13 protein-coding genes are annotated in these 18,147 nt (G+C 61.0%); 7 read left to right on the top strand and 6 right to left on the bottom strand.

Annotated features, from left to right (window positions below):
* Positions 1 to 19: 19 nt before the first annotated feature.
* From ACM6IK_RS15005 to ACM6IK_RS14995, 3 genes are all read right to left on the bottom strand, one after another.
* Positions 20 to 220 (bottom strand): DUF1656 domain-containing protein, encoded by a 201-nt coding sequence (locus tag ACM6IK_RS15005; RefSeq protein WP_108214933.1) that lies wholly within the window; start codon positions 218 to 220, stop codon positions 20 to 22.
* Entirely contained in the window at positions 210 to 2,402 is a 2,193-nt protein-coding gene (locus ACM6IK_RS15000; RefSeq protein WP_414874946.1) for an FUSC family protein, read from the bottom strand. The genes ACM6IK_RS15005 and ACM6IK_RS15000 overlap by 11 nt, the downstream gene beginning before the upstream one ends.
* 138 nt (positions 2,403 to 2,540) lie before the next feature.
* A complete protein-coding gene (locus tag ACM6IK_RS14995; protein ID WP_414874945.1) occupies positions 2,541 to 4,040 on the bottom strand; it encodes an efflux transporter outer membrane subunit in 1,500 nt (499 codons plus the stop codon).
* Between the two features lie 201 nt (positions 4,041 to 4,241).
* Here ACM6IK_RS14995 and ACM6IK_RS14990 point away from each other — a divergent pair, with 201 nt between their 5' ends.
* The 7 genes from ACM6IK_RS14990 (at position 4,242) to ACM6IK_RS14960 (ending at position 14,436) form a co-directional block, all read left to right on the top strand.
* Complete coding sequence (locus ACM6IK_RS14990; protein ID WP_218426778.1) at positions 4,242 to 5,210, top strand: LysR family transcriptional regulator; 969 nt, start codon at positions 4,242 to 4,244, stop codon at positions 5,208 to 5,210.
* A 704-nt stretch (positions 5,211 to 5,914) separates the two neighbouring features.
* The gene (locus ACM6IK_RS14985; RefSeq protein WP_414874944.1) at positions 5,915 to 7,075 is read left to right on the top strand and encodes an efflux RND transporter periplasmic adaptor subunit; all 1,161 of its coding nucleotides are present in this window, start codon (positions 5,915 to 5,917) and stop codon (positions 7,073 to 7,075) included.
* Positions 7,072 to 10,173 (top strand): multidrug efflux RND transporter permease subunit, encoded by a 3,102-nt coding sequence (locus tag ACM6IK_RS14980; RefSeq protein WP_414874943.1) that lies wholly within the window; start codon positions 7,072 to 7,074, stop codon positions 10,171 to 10,173. The genes ACM6IK_RS14985 and ACM6IK_RS14980 overlap by 4 nt, the downstream gene beginning before the upstream one ends.
* An 8-nt stretch (positions 10,174 to 10,181) precedes the next feature.
* On the top strand, positions 10,182 to 10,859 hold the full coding sequence (locus tag ACM6IK_RS14975; RefSeq protein ID WP_223529616.1) for a heavy metal response regulator transcription factor: 678 nt from the start codon (positions 10,182 to 10,184) through the stop codon (positions 10,857 to 10,859).
* Positions 10,849 to 12,213, top strand: coding sequence for a heavy metal sensor histidine kinase (locus tag ACM6IK_RS14970; protein ID WP_414874942.1), 1,365 nt, complete (start codon positions 10,849 to 10,851; stop codon positions 12,211 to 12,213). The genes ACM6IK_RS14975 and ACM6IK_RS14970 overlap by 11 nt, the downstream gene beginning before the upstream one ends.
* A 248-nt stretch (positions 12,214 to 12,461) precedes the next feature.
* Entirely contained in the window at positions 12,462 to 12,686 is a 225-nt protein-coding gene (locus tag ACM6IK_RS14965; protein ID WP_414875256.1) for a hypothetical protein, read from the top strand.
* Positions 12,687 to 12,933: 247 nt separating this feature from the next.
* Entirely contained in the window at positions 12,934 to 14,436 is a 1,503-nt protein-coding gene (locus ACM6IK_RS14960) for a diguanylate cyclase (protein ID WP_414874941.1), read from the top strand.
* Positions 14,437 to 14,593: 157 nt separating this feature from the next.
* On the opposite strand, the gene lpxC is transcribed toward ACM6IK_RS14960, so the two are convergent.
* The 3 genes from lpxC to ftsA all read right to left on the bottom strand — a co-directional run bounded on the left by lpxC (position 14,594) and on the right by ftsA (position 18,144).
* Positions 14,594 to 15,505 (bottom strand): UDP-3-O-acyl-N-acetylglucosamine deacetylase, encoded by a 912-nt coding sequence (lpxC, locus tag ACM6IK_RS14955; RefSeq protein ID WP_007939852.1) that lies wholly within the window; start codon positions 15,503 to 15,505, stop codon positions 14,594 to 14,596.
* Between the two features lie 112 nt (positions 15,506 to 15,617).
* A complete protein-coding gene (ftsZ, locus tag ACM6IK_RS14950) occupies positions 15,618 to 16,811 on the bottom strand; it encodes a cell division protein FtsZ (RefSeq protein WP_108214923.1) in 1,194 nt (397 codons plus the stop codon).
* A gap of 73 nt (positions 16,812 to 16,884) precedes the next feature.
* Complete coding sequence (gene ftsA / locus ACM6IK_RS14945; protein WP_007989901.1) at positions 16,885 to 18,144, bottom strand: cell division protein FtsA; 1,260 nt, start codon at positions 18,142 to 18,144, stop codon at positions 16,885 to 16,887.
* Positions 18,145 to 18,147: the final 3 nt, after the last annotated feature.

The raw sequence follows: 18,147 nt of genomic DNA, 5'->3' as shown, positions 1-18,147 counted from the left end.
GAGAGTCAGTGATAGAGAGTCAACGGTAGACAGTCAGCGCCAACGCGCCGAACAGACAGGTAAACAGACTCAGGCGCAGTAACGCCGGGTGCCAGAAGAAGCGGTACAGATCGAACCCGGACAGGAACCGGTCCAGCGCCCAGGCAATCGCCGCCGCGATGAAAAACATCAGGGTCATGGTCGGCATGTACACGCCGTGGAAGGCGATTTCACGAGGCATGTTCAAATCCTTGTGGCTGGCTGCTGGCGAAGGCGGCGAGCGGTGATTGCGGATCGAGTAATGAGGTGCGGATGAAGTGCAGATAGCTCTTCACCCGGCGCAACGCCGAGGTATCGAAGTGCGGGGCAAAGGGTTCGTCAGTGGACTGCACACGACTGATCGCGTGATCGACGGCGACCAACGCGCGCTCGAGGTTGCTGCTGTTTGGTTGCAGGAACAGCCGCACCAATGCACGCCCCATCACCCGGATCGCCTGACGCCATGGCCGGGATTCGGCATAGGCCGGATGCACCGGCAGAGTCGCCTGCTCCTTGCGCAACTCGATGATCGCGTGACCGACTTCCAGCACCACGAACATCCAGCGCAGCAAGTCCCGCTGCACTTGCGGTTGCCCCGCCGCGAAGCCGTAGGCCTGATGCACCAGATCGCGAGTGCGGCTTTCGAAACTCGACGCCAAACCCTTGAGCTTGCCACTGATGGCGTACACCACCTGACCGCGCAAATCCTGCTCCAATCGGCGCCACAGCCAGCGACTGTTGGGCGGCAGAATGATCGCCCCGGCCGCTGCGCACACCAGCATGCCCATTACCATGGCGATGTAGTCGTTGATGAAGGTGTAGGGGTTGTAGACCGTGAGGTTGTCCGGCACCGAACCGGTGCTGAAGAAGATCAGCAAGCCCAGGCCGACGCCGACATATTGCGGCCGTGAAGTCAGGAACGAGCCCAGTACGATCACCGGTGCGAGCATCACGCACAGCAACGCAAATCCGTCGATCAACGGGAAAATGAAAAACATCTCGACGAAGCCGATCAGCGCCCCGAGCAACGTCCCGCACGCCATCTGAAACGCCATGCGTTTCGGGTTCGGGGTGGCGGCGGACAAGCCCACGGTCGCAGCAGCGATCAGGGTCATGGTCGCGCCGCTCGGCCAGGCGGTTGCCACCCAGTAGCTGCCCAAAACCACCAGGATGAACGCCGCGCGAATCCCCGATGCCGCCGCCGCCATCCAGTTGGTTTGCGGGGTGAACGGCTCGTCCCAGCGCTCCCGTTCGTGGCTGTGATCGGCCAGGGAGGCGTGGGTCTGCGCATAACTGTGCAGGTCGTCGACGAAGCGATAGAGCAGCTCGTACGCCGTGTGGAAGTCCAGCAGTTCGTCGTCGCTCGGTTCGCTCTCCTGAAAGATCACCCGCAGGCTGCGTACCCGCGCCGGCAACCCTGCCTTGTATGCACTCAGCGCCATAACCAGACGCGCCGCATCGGCGCTGGTCAGGGCACGACCGCTGAAGCCGTCGAGCAGTTCGGCGAGGTCTTGTAAGCCCGGCTTTATCGCCGCCACGGCATGGTCCGTATTGTTGTTGCGCAAGCGTTCGAGCAACTGATGCAGGGCATTGAAGCGCGTGGTGATGCCCATGAACTCACTGTTCAGGCGACTGAGTCGTCCATTGCGCCGACGCATGTGCGGGTCTTCGAACACGGTGACGCTGCGCAACCCTTCCAGTCCGACTGCCTCGGCAATGAAACGCACGTTGCCGGCCTCGAACGCCTCGCGCTGACTGCGGCCACGCAAGCCGTCGGTGACGAACAGGGCAAACACGCCGAAGCGCTGATACAGCGCGTTGCGCATGGCGGCGCTGGCGGTTTGCGGCAGGATTGCAGCGCTGATCAATGTCGAACAGAGAATGCCCAATGAGATTTCCAGCACCCGCCAGACCGCCGCCATGAACGCCCCCTCCGGATGGGCCAGCGCGGGCAAGCCGACCATCGCCGCGGTGTATCCGGCGAGTACGAAACCGTAGGCGCGGAAGTTGCGGCAGCGGGCGGCACCGGCCGTGCAGATACCGACCCAGATCGCCAGCGAACCGAGGAACAGCTCAGTGTTCTGCGCAAACAGGGCGATCAGCGCGACCATCACCGTCGACCCGGCCAGGGTGCCGAGAAAACGATAGAAACTCTTGGCGAACACCTGGCCGCTTTGCGGCTGCATGACGATGAACACGGTGATCATCGCCGTGCGCGGTTGCGGCAGTTCCAGGCGCATGGCCAGCCACAGCGCCAGGAATGCCGCGAACAGCACCTTGAAGATATAAACCCAGGTCACGCCGTCGCTGCGTGCCCAGTCGAAGAACCCCCGGCGCCATTCCAGGGAGTACAGCCAGCGCAAGGGTGCGGGCAAGGGAGTCATTAAATCCTGCTCAATAAATTCCAGTGAAAACCGGAACCTGTGGGAGCGAGCTTGCTCGCGATAGCGGTGTGTCAGGCAACATCATTGCTGACTGACACGCCCTCATCGCGAGCAAGCTCGCTCCCACAGGTCTTGTGTTCAACGCAAAAGGCTCGGGGTTTTCGGCGCTTGGGTCTGTTCGGCGTTCGGCACGTCATGACCGGCACCGAGACCACCACCGAGCGCCGTCACCAATTGCGCATGAGCACTCAAACGCGCCGCCTGAACCTGCTGTTGCACCTGCTGCTGCTTGAACAACAAGGTCTGGGCGTTAAGCACGTTGAGGTAGTCGGTCAGGCCGCGCTGGTAGGCGATCATCGCGATGTCGTAGGTCTTCTGCGCGGTGGCCACCGACTCGGCGGCGAAAGCCTGTTGCTTGTCCATGGACTCGCGGCGGATCAACTGGTCGGAGATGTTTTTCAGGGCATTGACCAGGGTCTGGTTGTACTTGGCCACGGCGATGTCATACCCGGCCGAGGCTTCGCCCAGTTCCGAGCGCAAACGCCCGCCGTCGAAGATCGGCAGCGAAATCGCCGGCCCCACGCTGTAGTTGAGTTTCTTGCCGGTCAGGAACTCCAGCGCCCCGCCGCCGGTGGCCATGTAGCCGAGGCTGCCGACCAGGTCGACGTTCGGGTAGAAACCGGCATGGGCGACATCGATGCCCCGCGCCTGTGCCGCCACTTGCCAGCGGCTGGCGACCACGTCCGGGCGTTGGCCGAGCAATTGCGCCGGCAGCGACGACGGCAGTTTCAGCGGCGCCCCCAACGACAGCGTTGGCCGCTGCAACTGCGCGCCCTCCCCCGGCCCCTTGCCGGCGAGGGCGGCGAGTTGGTTGCGGCTCAGGGCGATCTCTTCGTCGAGGGCATCGATCTGGCGATGGGTTTCCGGCAGCGGCGTCTCGGCCTGGCTGACTTCGAAATGAGTGCCGATACCCCCGCTCAGGCGTTTTTGCGCCAGTTCGAGAATCTGCTGTTGCTGCTTCAGGGTCGCATCAACGATGTCCCGTTGCGCGTAATGCAACGAGAGCTCGATGTAAACCCGGACGATGTTGTCCTGCAATTCGAGCTGGGCTTGGCGGGCCTCGGCAACGGTCATGTGCGCCAGGTCCACGGCGCGCTCGGTGGCATTGCTTTCGCGGCCCCAGAGGTCGAGGGCATAGCTGAAGCCCAGCGCGGCATTGTTGTCCCAGGTGGTGCTGTTGGCCAGTTCGCCTGGGCCATAGAACTGGTCGGTCGGCCAGTTGTGGCGCTTGAGGGTGGCATCGCCATTGATCTGCAGCGACTCGACCGCTTCGGCCACTCCGGCCATGGACCGGGCCTGACGCACCCGGGCGGCGGCCATGGCCAGGGTCGGGCTGCCTTGCAGGGCGAGGTCGATCCAGCGATTCAGTTGCGGGTCGCCATAGGCTTGCCACCATTGCGCGGTGGGCCAGTGCGCATCTTGCGCGGCGCTCTGGATCGCTTCGTCGGTGGCCAGTGAATTGGCCTCCAGCGCCTTGCCCTGTGGGGCAATACCTCCGGTTCCGATGCAGCCGCTGATTGCCAGGATTAAAGCCAAAACACTGAGCGGCTGAAGCGCTCTGCTGATGCGACGCGGCACTGCTGTGATTTCCTGAGGTGGGGAGATGTTCGGGGCGTAAGAGGTGAGCGCAATTCTATGGGGCAGCCTGAAGGGCGATAAGCTGGGATTCCTGTGAATCTTTGTTACCGTTAACGAGATAATCCGTTGGTAGATCTTTAGTCGCCTGTAAATAAACAGAAACTTCGTGTCACAATTTGTCATTCGACGAGAGAGCACCCCATGGACACTTTGCAAAACATGCGCGCCTTCAGTTACGTGGCCGAAGCCGGCAGCTTCACCGCCGCCGCCATACAACTGGACACCACCACGGCCAATGTCTCGCGCGCGGTCTCCAACCTGGAAGCCCACCTGCAAACCCGTCTGCTCAACCGAACGACCCGCCGTATCGCCCTGACCGAAGCCGGCAAGCGTTACCTGCTGCGCTGCGAGCAGATCCTGGCCTACGTCGAAGAAGCCGAAGCCGAGGCCAGCGACGCCCATGCCCGCCCGGCCGGGCAACTGAAAGTGCACACCATGACCGGCATCGGCCAGCACTTCGTGATCGACGCCATCGCCCGCTACCGCAAGACCCATCCGGACGTGACCTTCGACCTGACCATGGCCAACCGCGTGCCGGACCTGCTCGACGAGGGTTACGACGTGTCCATCGTCCTGGCCCGCGAACTGCCGGACTCGGGTTTCGTCTCCCAGCGCCTGGGCATCACCTACAGCATCGTTTGCGCCTCGCCGGCCTACGTCAAAGCCAACGGCTGCGCACAAAAACCCAGCGACCTGCTCAACCACGCCTGCCTGCGCCTGGTCAGCCCGGTGATTCCGCTGGAAAAATGGGCCTTCGACGGTCCTGACGGCCAGGAGATGGTCACCATCAACAGCTCACCGTTCCTGGTGAACTCCGCCGACGCGATGAAATCCGCAATCATCAGCGGCATGGGCGTTGGCGTGCTGCCGCTGTACGCCGCAATAGAAGGCCTGCGCAACGGCACGCTGGTGCGCATGATGCCCAAATACCGCTCGCAGGAACTGAACCTGTACGCCATCTACCCGTCGCGCCAGTACCTGGATGCGAAGATCAAGACCTGGGTCGAGTATTTGCGCGGATCGTTACCGGAATTGCTGGCGGCACACCAGGCGGAATTGGCGGCGTATGAATTGAGCGGGAGTCTGGGTGGGGTTCGGGTGGCGAATTGATCCATCGGCTCAAGGATTGATCCCTTGTGGGAGCGAGCTTGCTCGCGATGGCGTTCTCACATTCAAATCTCTGTGAGCAGATACACCGCCATCGCGAGCAAGCTCTCTCCCACAGTTAGATTTGCATAAATCTGCCAGAAATTGGCCAGCTGTCAGGCCGCCTTCGCGGGCAAGCCCGCTCCCACAGGGATCGAGTACATCTGCATGAGATCGGTCGGCTATCAGGCCGCCATCGCGAGCAGGCTCGCTCCTACAGTTTTGAAATGCGTACGGACCAAAAAATCAGGCCGGCCGGTAGGCCGCCTCGGGCGCTGTTGCGGTGTACGCCCCCTCATGCCCTGAGCCTCTCCGTCAACCCGAAGCTACCTCCACCGCCGCCGGCCATGGATGGCCGATGGCGGCGGGCCCACGGAGCAGGACCGGAGCGAGGGCATGCCGAGCCACGGCGAGGCACCGAACGTCAGGGGCAAGAGCCCTTGGTTACTTGGGGCTCTTCCAAGTGACCCGCCGTCAGGGCGGAACCCTAAGTGGCCGTTACCGAAGAAACGGATATGTACACGGTCACCCAACACCATGGTCGGCCCAAAGGCCGCCAAGTCCCCCAAAGCTGACAGCGCCGTCAGTTAGCCGTCACCCTCCTGACCGGCAAACAGGTTTATAAAGGAAAATACCAACCGACCACCCAGCCCCGGCGCCCCACTCGCATGCGAATCCAGAAAAAATCGGCCCTGCTCGTCGCCCTTCTGATCGTCCTGGCAGCGCTGGGCCTGTGGTATACCGCCAAACCGGCCAAGGCCAAACTCGCCCCCCCCACCGCCATCCCCGTGCGAGTGGTCGCCGTTGCCGAAAAAGACGTGCCGCGCTATGTCAGTGGCATCGGTTCGGTGTTGTCCCTGCACAGCGTCGTGGTCCGCCCGCAAATCGACGGCATTCTCACCAAAATCATGGTCAAGGAAGGCCAACTGGTGAAAAAAGACGACCTGCTGGCCACCATCGACGACCGGTCGATCCGCGCCAGCCTCGATCAGGCCCGGTCACAACTGGGCGAAAGCCAGGCGCAGCTCCAAGTGGCGCTGGTCAACCTCAAACGCTACAAACTGCTGAGCGTCGACGACGGCGTGTCCAAGCAGACTTACGACCAGCAACAGGCCCTGGTCAACCAGCTCAAGGCCACCGCCCAAGGCAACCAGGCGTCGATTGATTCTGCCGAGGTACAGCTTTCCTACACACAAATCCGCTCACCGGTCAGCGGTCGTGTCGGTATTCGCACGGTGGACGAAGGCAACTTCCTGCGCATGACCGACACCAAGGGCTTGTTCACTGTCACCCAGATCGACCCGATCGCCGTGGAGTTTTCCCTGCCGCAGCAAATGCTGCCGACCTTGCAGGGCCTGATCAACGATCCACAGCACGCCCAGGTCAAGGCCTACATCGGTGCCGACACCGACGGCGAAACCGGCAACCTGCTCGGCGAAGGCCACCTGACCCTGATCGACAACCAGATCAATGCCAGCACCGGCACCATCCGCGCCAAGGCCGAGTTCGACAATCCCGGGCAGAAGCTCTGGCCGGGCCTGCTGGTGACGGTAAAGATTCAGACGGCCCTGGAGAAAAATGCGCTGGTGGTGCCGCCGACAGTCGTACAACGCGGCCTCGACCAGCACTTCGTGTACCGGGTCAATGGCAACAAGGTCGAAGCCGTGCAGGTGCAGATGGTCTATCAAGGCAGCGGCCAGGACATCATCAAAGGTGTGAAGCCCGGTGATGTGCTGGTCAGCGATGGTCAGTCGCGGCTCAAGCCCGGCGCGACTGTGCAAGTGCTGACCGAGCCGCCGCAGGTGGTGCGATCGGAGGCGGAGCAATGAAGGGTCATGGTTCGATTTCAGCCTGGTGCATCGACCACCCGGTGGCCACGGTCCTGCTGACGTTCGCCCTGGTGCTGCTGGGTGTCATCGCGTTTCCGCGCCTGCCGGTAGCGCCGTTGCCGGAGGCAGAATTCCCGACCATCCAGGTGGCCGCGCAACTGCCCGGCGCCAACCCGGAAACCATGGCTTCCTCGGTGGCCACGCCTCTTGAAGTGCAATTCAGCGCCATTCCCGGCGTGACCCAGATGACCTCGAGCAGTGCACTGGGCTCGACCATCCTGACCCTGCAATTCACCCTCGACAAGAGCATCGACACCGCCGCCCAGGAAGTGCAGGCGGCGATCAATACTGCCGCGGGCAAGCTGCCCAAGGACATGCCGAACCTGCCGACCTGGCGCAAGGTCAATCCGGCGGACAGCCCGGTGCTGATCCTCAGCGTCAACTCCTCGCTGATGCCCGGCCCACAGCTCAGCGACCTGACGGAAACCCTGTTGTCCCGTCAGCTCAGTCAGGTCGACGGTGTAGGCCAGGTCGTCATCACCGGTCAGCAGCGTCCGGCGATCCGCGTCCAGGTTTCGGCGGACAAGCTCGCGGCCATCGGCCTGACCCTCGCCGACATCCGCCTGGCGATCCAGCAGACCAGCCTCAACCTGGCCAAGGGTGCGCTGTACGGGGAGTCGAGCATCTCGACCCTGTCCACCAACGACCAGTTGTTCCACCCGGAGGACTACAGCCAGCTGATTGTTTCCTACAAGGACGGTGCACCGGTTCATCTGCGCGATGTCGCCAAAGTCGTCAACGGCTCGGAAGATGCCTACATCCAGGCTTGGGCAGGCTCGCAACCGGGGGTCAACCTGGTGATCTTCCGCCAGCCGGGGGCCAACATCGTCGAAACCGTGGACCGCATCCAGGCCGCCTTGCCGGCGCTGGAAGCGATGCTCCCCGCCTCGGTGCAGGTCAAGACGCTGATCGACCGCACCCAGACCATCCGTGCCTCGCTGCATGAAGTGGAAATCACCCTGCTCATTGCCATCATGCTGGTGGTGGCGGTGATGGCGCTGTTCCTGCGCCAGTTGTCGGCGACCTTGATTGTCTCGGCGGTGCTGGGGGTTTCGCTGATCGCCAGCTTTGCCCTGATGTATGTGATGGGCTTCAGCCTGAACAACCTGACGCTGGTGGCGATCGTGGTGGCCGTGGGCTTTGTGGTCGACGATGCGATCGTGGTGGTGGAAAACATTCACCGGCACCTGGAGGCCGGCGAAGGCATGCGCGAAGCGGCGATCAAGGGCGCCGGGGAGATCGGCTTCACCGTGGTGTCGATCAGTTTCTCGCTGGTGGCTGCGTTCATTCCGCTGCTGTTCATGGGCGGCGTGGTCGGGCGGTTGTTCAAGGAGTTCGCCCTGACCGCCACCTCGACCATCATGATTTCGGTGGTGGTATCCCTGACCCTGGCGCCGATGCTGGCCGCGCTGTTCATGCGCGCGCCGGTGCATAACGCCCACGACAAACCGGGCTTCGGTGAACGCCTGTTGGCCTGGTACGAAAAAGGCCTGCGCCATGCCCTCGCCCACCAGAAAACGATGATCGGTGTGTTTGCTTTGTCGCTGGGTCTGGCCGTCGCCGGTTACATCTTCATTCCCAAGGGTTTCTTCCCGATCCAGGACACCGGTTTCGTCTTCGGCACCACCGAAGCTGCTGCCGATATTTCCTATGGCGACATGGTGAAAAAACACCTGGCGATGGCCGAAATCGTCGCTGCCGATCCCGCAGTCGAAACGTTTTCACATTCCGTCGGTGTCTCGGGCAGCAACCAGACCATCGCCAATGGCCGGTTCTGGATCACCTTGAAAAAACGTGGCGACCGCGACGTCTCCGCCAGCCAGTTCATCGACCGGATTCGTCCGCAACTGATGAACGTACCGGGCATCGTCCTGTACCTGCGCGCCGGCCAGGACATCAATCTCAGCTCCGGCCCGAGCCGTGCCCAGTACCAATATGTACTCAAGAGTAACGACGGCGGCACACTCAGCACCTGGACCCAGCGCCTGACGGAAAAACTGCGCGCCAACCCGGCCTTCCGCGACATTTCCAATGACTTGCAACTGGGCGGCAGCATTACCCATATCAGCATCGACCGTAGCGCCGCAGCCCGTTTCGGCCTGACCGCCAGCGACGTTGACGAAGCGCTGTACGATGCGTTCGGCCAGCGCCAGATCAATGAATTCCAGACCCAGGTCAACCAGTACAACGTGATCCTGGAACTGGACACCAGGCAGCGCGGCAAGGCCGAGAGCCTCAATTACTTCTACCTGCGCTCGCCCCTGAGCGGGGAAATGGTACCGCTGTCGGCCCTGGCCAGGTTTGATGCGCCGACCATCGGCCCGCTGTCCATCGCCCATGACGGCATGTTCCCGGCGGCCAACCTGTCATTCAACCTGGCCCCCGGCGTGGCGTTGGGCGATGCGGTCATCATGCTCAACCAGGCCAAAGTCGACATCGGCATGCCGACCGCCATCAGCGGCAATTTCCAGGGTGCGGCCCAGGCGTTCCAGAGTTCGCTGGCCAGCCAGCCGTGGCTGATCCTGGCAGCACTGGTGGCGGTATACATCATTCTCGGCGTGCTCTACGAGAGTTTCGTGCACCCGTTGACGATCATTTCGACCTTGCCTTCGGCGGGCCTCGGCGCGGTGATCATGCTGTGGATCTGCGGCCAGGACTTTTCGATCATGGCCTTGATCGGGCTGGTGCTGTTGATCGGCATCGTCAAGAAAAACGGCATCCTGATGGTCGACTTCGCCCTCGAAGCGCAGCGCAATGGCGGACTGTCGCCAGAAGAAGCGATCTTCAAGGCCTGCATCACGCGTTTCCGGCCGATCATCATGACCACCCTCGCCGCCCTGCTCGGCGCCCTGCCGCTGATGCTCGGCTACGGCACCGGCGCCGAATTGCGCCAGCCCCTGGGGATCGCGGTGGTCGGCGGTTTGCTGGTGAGCCAGGCGCTGACGCTGTTCACCACGCCGGTCATATACTTGTGGCTGGAGCGTCTGTTCCATCGGCCTAAACCTTCGCCAGTGCCAAAGCTGGCGACCACAGACTGAGGCGGGTCATGCGCGTTCTGATTATCGAAGACGAAGAAAAAACCGCGGATTATCTGCATCGCGGCCTGACGGAACAGGGTTTCACCGTGGACCTGGCTCGCGATGGTGTGGAAGGCCTGCACCTGGCGCTGGAGAGCGACTACGCGGTGATCGTCCTCGACGTGATGTTGCCGGGCCTCGACGGCTTCGGTGTGTTGCGCGCCCTGCGTGCGCGCAAGCAAACCCCGGTGATCATGCTCACCGCCCGCGAGCGTGTGGAAGACCGCATCAAGGGCCTGCGTGAAGGCGCCGATGACTATCTGGGCAAACCGTTTTCCTTCCTGGAACTGGTGGCGCGCCTGCAAGCGCTGACCCGCCGTAGCGGTGGCCATGAACCGGTGCAAGTGAGCATCGCCGACCTGTGGATAGATTTGATCAGCCGCAAGGCTACCCGAGGTGGCACACGGCTGGACCTGACCGCCAAAGAGTTCTCGCTGCTCAGTGTGCTGGCCCGGCGCCAGGGTGAAATCCTCTCGAAAACCGCCATCGCCGAAATGGTCTGGGACATCAATTTCGACAGCGACGCCAACGTTGTCGAAGTCGCGATCAAACGCCTGCGGGCCAAGCTCGACGGGCCGTTCGAAGAGAAGCTGCTGCACACCATTCGCGGCATGGGTTATGTGCTGGAGAGCCGTGGTGTCCAGTAATTCCATCGCGCTGCGTTTAAGCGGCATGTTCACGCTGGTAGCGCTGCTGGTGTTCCTGCTGATCGGCTGGGCGCTGTACCAGCAGGTCGACAAGGGCCTGGGCCTGTTGCCTGAAGCCGAACTCGATGCGCGCTACAGCGTGCTCGAATCCACGGTCGGCCGTTACGGCACGCCCGAGCACTGGGTGAAGATCAACAACAAACTCAATCTGCTGAGCGAAGAAGACAAGCGCATCCGTTTCTGGATCATCAGCGGCGATCCACACTACGAATACGGCAACCCGACACCGCAAATCCGCGCCTTTGCCCAAGGGCCGCTGGGCACCCGCGACATGCATCTGCCGGATCACCCCTATCCGCTGAAAGTGCTGGTCAGCGAATTCCCTGCCAAGGACCAGCGCCCACCACTGCGTTTCATGATCGCCATCGACACCGAGACATTTTTCCAGACCCAGCATCAACTGCTGATCGCGCTGATCAGCCTGGCGATCGTCGGTGTGTTGCTGGCTTCGGCACTGGGCTATTGGGTGGCGCGGATCGGGCTCAAGCCGCTGATCAAACTGTCCCAGGAAGCCCAGCGCCTGGCCCCGCCATTGCGCTCGGGGCGCTTGCGCCTGTCGCCATTGCCGCCGGAACTTGATCAATTTGTCAGTTCGTTCAACTCGACCCTGGAACGGGTTGAACAAGCGTACTCGCGCCTTGAATCGTTCAACGCCGACGTCGCCCACGAACTGCGCTCTCCACTGACCAACCTGATCGGCCAGACCCAGGTCGCATTGACCCGTGGACGCTCCGCCGAGCATTACTTCGAAGTGCTGCAATCGAACCTCGAAGAGCTTGAGCGGCTGCGTTCGATCATCAACGACATGCTGTTCCTCGCCAGCGCCGATCAGGGCAGCAAGGCGACCAAACTCACCTCAACCTCACTGGCCGATGAAGTGGCCACGACCCTGGAATACCTGGATTTCATACTTGAGGACGCTCAGGTCCGGGTTGAGGTCAGTGGAGACGCGCAAGTGCGGATCGAGATCGCGCATCTGCGCCGGGCGTTGATCAATCTGCTGAACAACGCGGTGCAACACACCGCGCCCGGGCAGGTGATTCAAGTGCGCATTGAAGCCGCAGAACACCTGGTCAGCATCGGCGTCGCCAACCCCGGTTCGCCGATAGCCCGTGAACACCTGTCACGGCTGTTCGAGCGCTTCTACCGGGTCGATGCCTCGCGCAGCAACAGCGGTCAAAACCATGGATTGGGACTGGCCATCGTCAAGGCCATTGCGTTGATGCATGGCGGCGATGTGTTTGTGCACAGCGACCATGGGATGAATACCTTCGGCATACATCTCCCGGTCTGACCCCCTCTTCCTTTGTGGGAGCGAGCTTGCTCGCGATACAGGCGACTCGGTACAACTTCGGAACCGAGGTGATGCTATCGCGAGCAAGCTCGCTCCCACATTGGATTCAGGCGCACTTAAATGTGCGGCCAACCAACTATTGCCGTAACCGCAACAGTCCTTTCATGAATCCGCTCTTTTTCCCCTCGCCCCATATCCTTATCTTTGCCCGCACCAAACAGCACTTGCCAAGCAAGAAGGTTTTAAAGATGTCCAACAGTATGGGTATTGCCAGCGCTTTCGTTTTGTCCTCTTTGTTCCTGTCACCCTTGGCGATGGCGGAAGAGTCGCAGACTTTCGTCACGCATAACGCTGCACGCGCTGCGGCGTTCAAAGAGCATCGGATCGAGATGACGGCCGAGGCTGCGCAAGACGCCCAGGCCCCGCAAGCATCCAGCACCCAGGCCCAGCCACGGGCCGAGAAAGACAGCTGATCCACACCTGTCACACCTGTTTCCCTCGACACTTTTCATCGGCTCTTCCCTTTGAAAAGTTGTCTTCAAAGCCGCTTCTGTCAGCGGCTTTTTTTATAGTGACGACTCTACCTTCATTGCAACTTTTGCAACGAAAATCACTGATGCCCGTCCCATCGATCAATCGTTCGGGCAACAGGAACGATTCACTTGGCTGCTACGTTTATGCAACTACGCTTACAACGTCCCTCTAGCAGACGTCAGCCCTATGACCGCAAGCCGCACCCCACACTTTCAAGGCCCGCCCGGGCGACCCGAGATCATGGTGATCCTCGGCAGCACCCTGACTGTCATCTCGATCCTGTGCATTGTCACTTACCTGCTGATCCGCGAGCACGCCAATGCCCAGCAGACCGCCACACGCAGCGCGACCACCATTGCGCAACTGATCGATGCCGATGTCCTGCGTACGGTCGAGCTCTATGACTTGACCTTGCAGGGCCTGATCGCCGCCGCCCAACGGGACGACCTGAAACAGGTTTCGCCGCAGATCCGTCACCTGGTGCTGTTCGACCGCTCCACCACCGCGCGCTACAAGGGCGACATCCTGCTGCTGGACAAGCACGGCGACGTGCTGGCCGACTCATCGTTGATCGAACCGAAACCGGGCAACTTCGCTGACCGCGATTATTTCCTGGCCCATGTCTTCAATCGCGACGCGGGCATGTTTATCAGCCGACCGTTCAAGACACGTTGTGACTGCGATGACAGCGACGAATGGCGCATCAGTTTCAGCCGACGCATTTCCTCGCCCACAGGTGAATTTCAGGGGGTCGCAGTTGCGTCGATGCGCATGAGCTACTTCGACCAGCTGTTCAACAGCCTCGAAATCGGCTCCGGCAGTACGCTGGGCATCATTAACGACGACGGGATTCTCCTGGCGCAGAAACCGTACCGGGAACAAAACGCCATCGGCAAAAACTTCTCCAGCCGCCCCAACGTCGCACGCATGTTGCAGGAGCGCAGTGGGACCTTCGAAAGCGTGTCGAGTGTCGACCATCAGCGGCGCCTGTACACCTTTTCCCGGGTCGGCAATCTGCCGCTGACCGTCATCGTGGCCCTTTCCATCGATGAAGTGTTCGCCACCTGGAACCGCACGGCCTATGTGATCAACGGTGCGACGGGGGTTTTGTGCATCGGTCTGTTGTGGCTGACCTGGCTGCTCTGCCGCGAGCTGCGACTGCGCCAATATGCCGAGCAGGAATTGTCGCAATTGGCGGCCACCGATGCCTTGACCGGCGTGGCCAACCGTCGATCCCTTGATCAGACCCTGCGCCATGAGTGGTTTCGTGCGCAGCGCAGCGGCAAGCCGTTGTCATTGCTGATGATCGATGCCGATCACTTCAAGGCCTTCAATGACCGGCACGGGCATCAGGCCGGCGACGACGCCTTGCGGGCATTGGCCGAGGTCATCCGCACCAGTGTCCATCGCCCGGCAGACCTGGTGGCTCGTTATGGTGGTGAAGAGTTTTCGGTGGTCCTGGCCGAAACTGACAGCGAAGGCGCGCGGCAGATCGCCGAGCATATCCGTGAGGCGGTGCAAAAGCTGCTGCTGGCGGATGCCGGTGAACCGCCGATGAGCGTGAGTATCGGTATTGCCACCTGGACTGAAGCCAGCGATATCAACCTGGAGCAATTGCTGTTCAGTGCCGACAAGGCGTTGTATCAGGCCAAGGAAGGAGGGCGTAATCGGGTGGTGTGCGCGGATTAAAGCAAAGATCAAAAGATCGCAGCCTTCGGCAGCTCCTACAGGGAAATGCGTTCCAAATGTAGGAGCTGCCGAAGGCTCGGTCCGCGCTCGGGCGATCTTTTGCTTCATAAAAAAAGGCCACCCGAAGGCAGCCTTTAAAAACTAGAGAGGTTTTTACTTACACGGCCGCAACCGGACGCATGTAAGAGATCGGTGCAGTGCTGGCGTCTTCGAACGTCACGACTTCCCAGGCATCTGTCTGCTCAATCAACTTGCGCAGCAGCTGGTTGTTCAGTGCGTGGCCGGACTTGAAGCCCTTGAACTCACCGATCAGGCTATTGCCCAGCAGGTAGAGGTCACCAATTGCATCGAGAATCTTGTGCTTCACGAATTCGTCTTCATAACGAAGGCCGTCTTCGTTCAGTACGCCATCGGCGTCGACCACAATAGCGTTTTCAACACTGCCGCCGAGTGCGAGGTTGTGCTTGCGCAGGTACTCGATGTCACTCATGAAACCAAAGGTACGGGCGCGGCTGACTTCTTTTACGAACGAAGTGCTGGAAAAATCCACGCTTGCACTTTGTGTGCGGTCACGGAAAACCGGGTGATCGAAATCGATCTCGAAGCTCACCTTGAACCCTTCGAAAGGGACGAAAGTGGCGCGCTTGTCGCCGTCTTCCACTGTCACTTCACGCAGGATGCGGATGAATTTCTTGGCGGCGTCCTGTTCTTCCAGTCCAGCCGATTGAATCAGGAATACAAAAGGTCCAGCGCTACCATCCATGATCGGGACTTCGGACGCGGAGAGCTCGACGTAGGCGTTATCGATGCCCAGGCCTGCCATGGCCGAGAGCAGGTGCTCTACCGTGTCCACTTTGACGTCACCATTAACGAGCGTGGTCGACATAGTGGTTTCACCAACGTTTTCCGCGCGGGCAGGAATCTGCACCACGGGGTCGAGGTCGGCGCGACAAAACACAATGCCGGTGTCGACAGGCGCTGGCTTGAGGGTCAGGTAGACCTTCTCCCCGGAGTGCAGGCCGACACCTGTGGCACGGATAATATTCTTCAGGGTGCGTTGTTTAATCATGGCATGGGCCGCTTCAGCGCAAATTGCGAACTGGTATCAACAAAGGCTGGCGATGATAGCAGACCAGACCTTTGCTGAACACCAATCACCCTAATACCCCTGATACATTTCATCAATCGGCCTGACGACGCAGAAATGCCGGGATGTCCAGGTAGTCCAGGTCATCTTGCGGATTCATCTTCGCGGCAGCCGCAGCACCGGCCTGGGCCTGGTTGCGCATGACGGTCGGACGGTCCAGGTCACGGTAGTTCACCGCTGGAGCTTCATGACGAACAGGGGCCTGTTGTTGTGGCTGTGCAGCCATCGAAGTATGGACAGTGTTGTCGATGACCTTCACAGGCTTCTCGATCTTGGCGCCCAGACCCGTGGCAACGACCGTCACGTGCAGCTCGTCGCGCATGTCCGGATCGATAACGGTACCGACCTTGACCATCGCGTGCTCGGAAGCGAACGCCTCGATGATGCTGCCCACGTCGGAGTATTCGCCCAGGGACAGATCGGGACCTGCGGTGATGTTCACCAGGATGCCGCGAGCGCCTTGCAGGTTCACGTCTTCCAGCAGCGGGTTGCGAATGGCCGCTTCGGTGGCTTCGCGTGCACGGTTCGGACCGCTGGCGCAGCCAGTGCCCATCATCGCCATGCCCATTTCGCTCATCACGGTACGCACGTCGGCGAAGTCGACGTTGATCATGCCCGGACGCTTGATGATGTCGGAGATACCGCGAACGGCACCGGCCAATACATCGTCAGCCTTGGCGAAAGCCGACAAGAGGCTTGCGTCTTTACCGAGGATGGTCAGCAGCTTCTCGTTGGGAATGGTGATCAACGAGTCGACGCTTTCAGACAGCAGACGAATACCTTCGTCGGCGATCTGCATGCGCTTGCGGCCTTCGAACGGGAACGGACGAGTCACCACCGCAACGGTGAGAATGCCCATTTCCTTGGCCACTTCAGCAATGATTGGCGCAGCACCGGTACCGGTACCACCGCCCATGCCCGTGGTGATGAACACCATATTGGTGCCCTGCAGGACTTCGGCAATGCGCTCACGATCTTCCAGAGCGGCCTGACGACCTACTTCAGGGTTGGCGCCAGCGCCGAGACCTTTGGTCACACCAGTGCCCAGTTGCAGGATGGTCCGCGCGCCGATGCTTTTCAGCGCTTGGGCATCAGTGTTGGCGCAGATGAATTCAACGCCTTCAATGTTGCTCTTGACCATGTGGTTGACAGCGTTGCCGCCGCCACCGCCGACACCGATAACTTTGATTACCGGGCTTGCGGGGATGTTGTCTACGAGTTCGAACATTTTCCCTCTCCTTTACATTCTCTAGTTTTTTCGCCTACTGCGTGCTTCGGTGTAACGGTGATGCGGTAATTCTTCAGAAATTGCCCTGGACCCACTTCTTCAGGCGGTCCAGCAGCGGAGCCTGTGGCTCTTCGTTGCTGTAGCTGTCGCGACTGCCGATGCCCGAGAACGAGATGCCGTCGGACTGCTTCTGCAGGCCGTACATCAACAGGCCGACGCCGGTGGAGTAAATCGGATTGCGCACCACGTCATCCAGACCTTTCACGCCGTGAGGCACGCCCAGACGCACCGGCATGTGGAAGATTTCCTCGGCCAGTTCGGTAGCGCCTTCCATCTTCGACGTACCGCCGGTCAGCACGATGCCGGCCGGGATCAGGTCTTCGTAGCCGCTGCGGCGCAGTTCGGCCTGGATCAGCGTGAACAGTTCGTCGTAGCGCGGCTCGACCACTTCGGCCAGGGCCTGGCGTGACAGCTCGCGTGGTGGACGGTCGCCAACGCTTGGCACCTTGATGGTTTCACCGGCACCGGCCAGTTTGGCCAGGGCGCAGGCGTAGCGAATCTTGATTTCCTCGGCGTACTGGGTCGGAGTGCGCAACGCCATGGCGATGTCGTTGGTCACCTGGTCGCCGGCAATCGGGATTACCGCGGTGTGACGGATCGCACCTTCGGTGAAGATCGCGATGTCGGTGGTGCCGCCGCCGATATCCACCAGGCACACGCCCAGCTCTTTCTCGTCATCGGTCAGTACCGAGTACGCGGAAGCCAGTTGCTCGAGAATGATGTCGTCGATTTCCAGACCGCAGCGGCGCACGCATTTTTCAATGTTCTGTGCAGCATTGACGGCGCAGGTGACCACGTGGACCTTGGCTTCCAGACGCACGCCGGACATGCCCAGTGGCTCGCGGACGCCTTCCTGGTTATCGATCACGTAATCCTGCGGCAGGGTGTGCAGCACGCGCTGGTCAGCCGGGATCGCCACGGCCTGGGCGGCGTCGAGTACACGCTCAAGGTCCGCCGAGCTGACTTCGCGATCACGAATCGCCACGATGCCGTGGGAGTTCAGGCTGCGAATGTGATTGCCGGCCACGCCGACGAACGCCGAGTGAATGCGGCAACCCGCCATCAGCTGCGCTTCTTCGATGGCGCGCTGGATCGATTGCACGGTGGATTCGATGTTCACCACCACGCCTTTTTTCAGGCCACGGGACGGATGGGTACCGATCCCGACGATTTCCAGCGTGCCGTCGTCCGCGACCTCGCCCACCAGCGCCACCACCTTGGAGGTGCCGATATCGAGACCGACGATCATTTTGCCGCTTTGCACGTTTGCCATGGG

Origin of the sequence: Pseudomonas sp. IT-196MI5, from assembly GCF_949767415.1 — a bacterium.
Classification (GTDB): Bacteria; Pseudomonadota; Gammaproteobacteria; order Pseudomonadales; family Pseudomonadaceae; genus Aquipseudomonas.
Note: the sequence above shows the minus strand (reverse complement) of the source record. Positions and strands in the feature narration are given on the sequence as shown.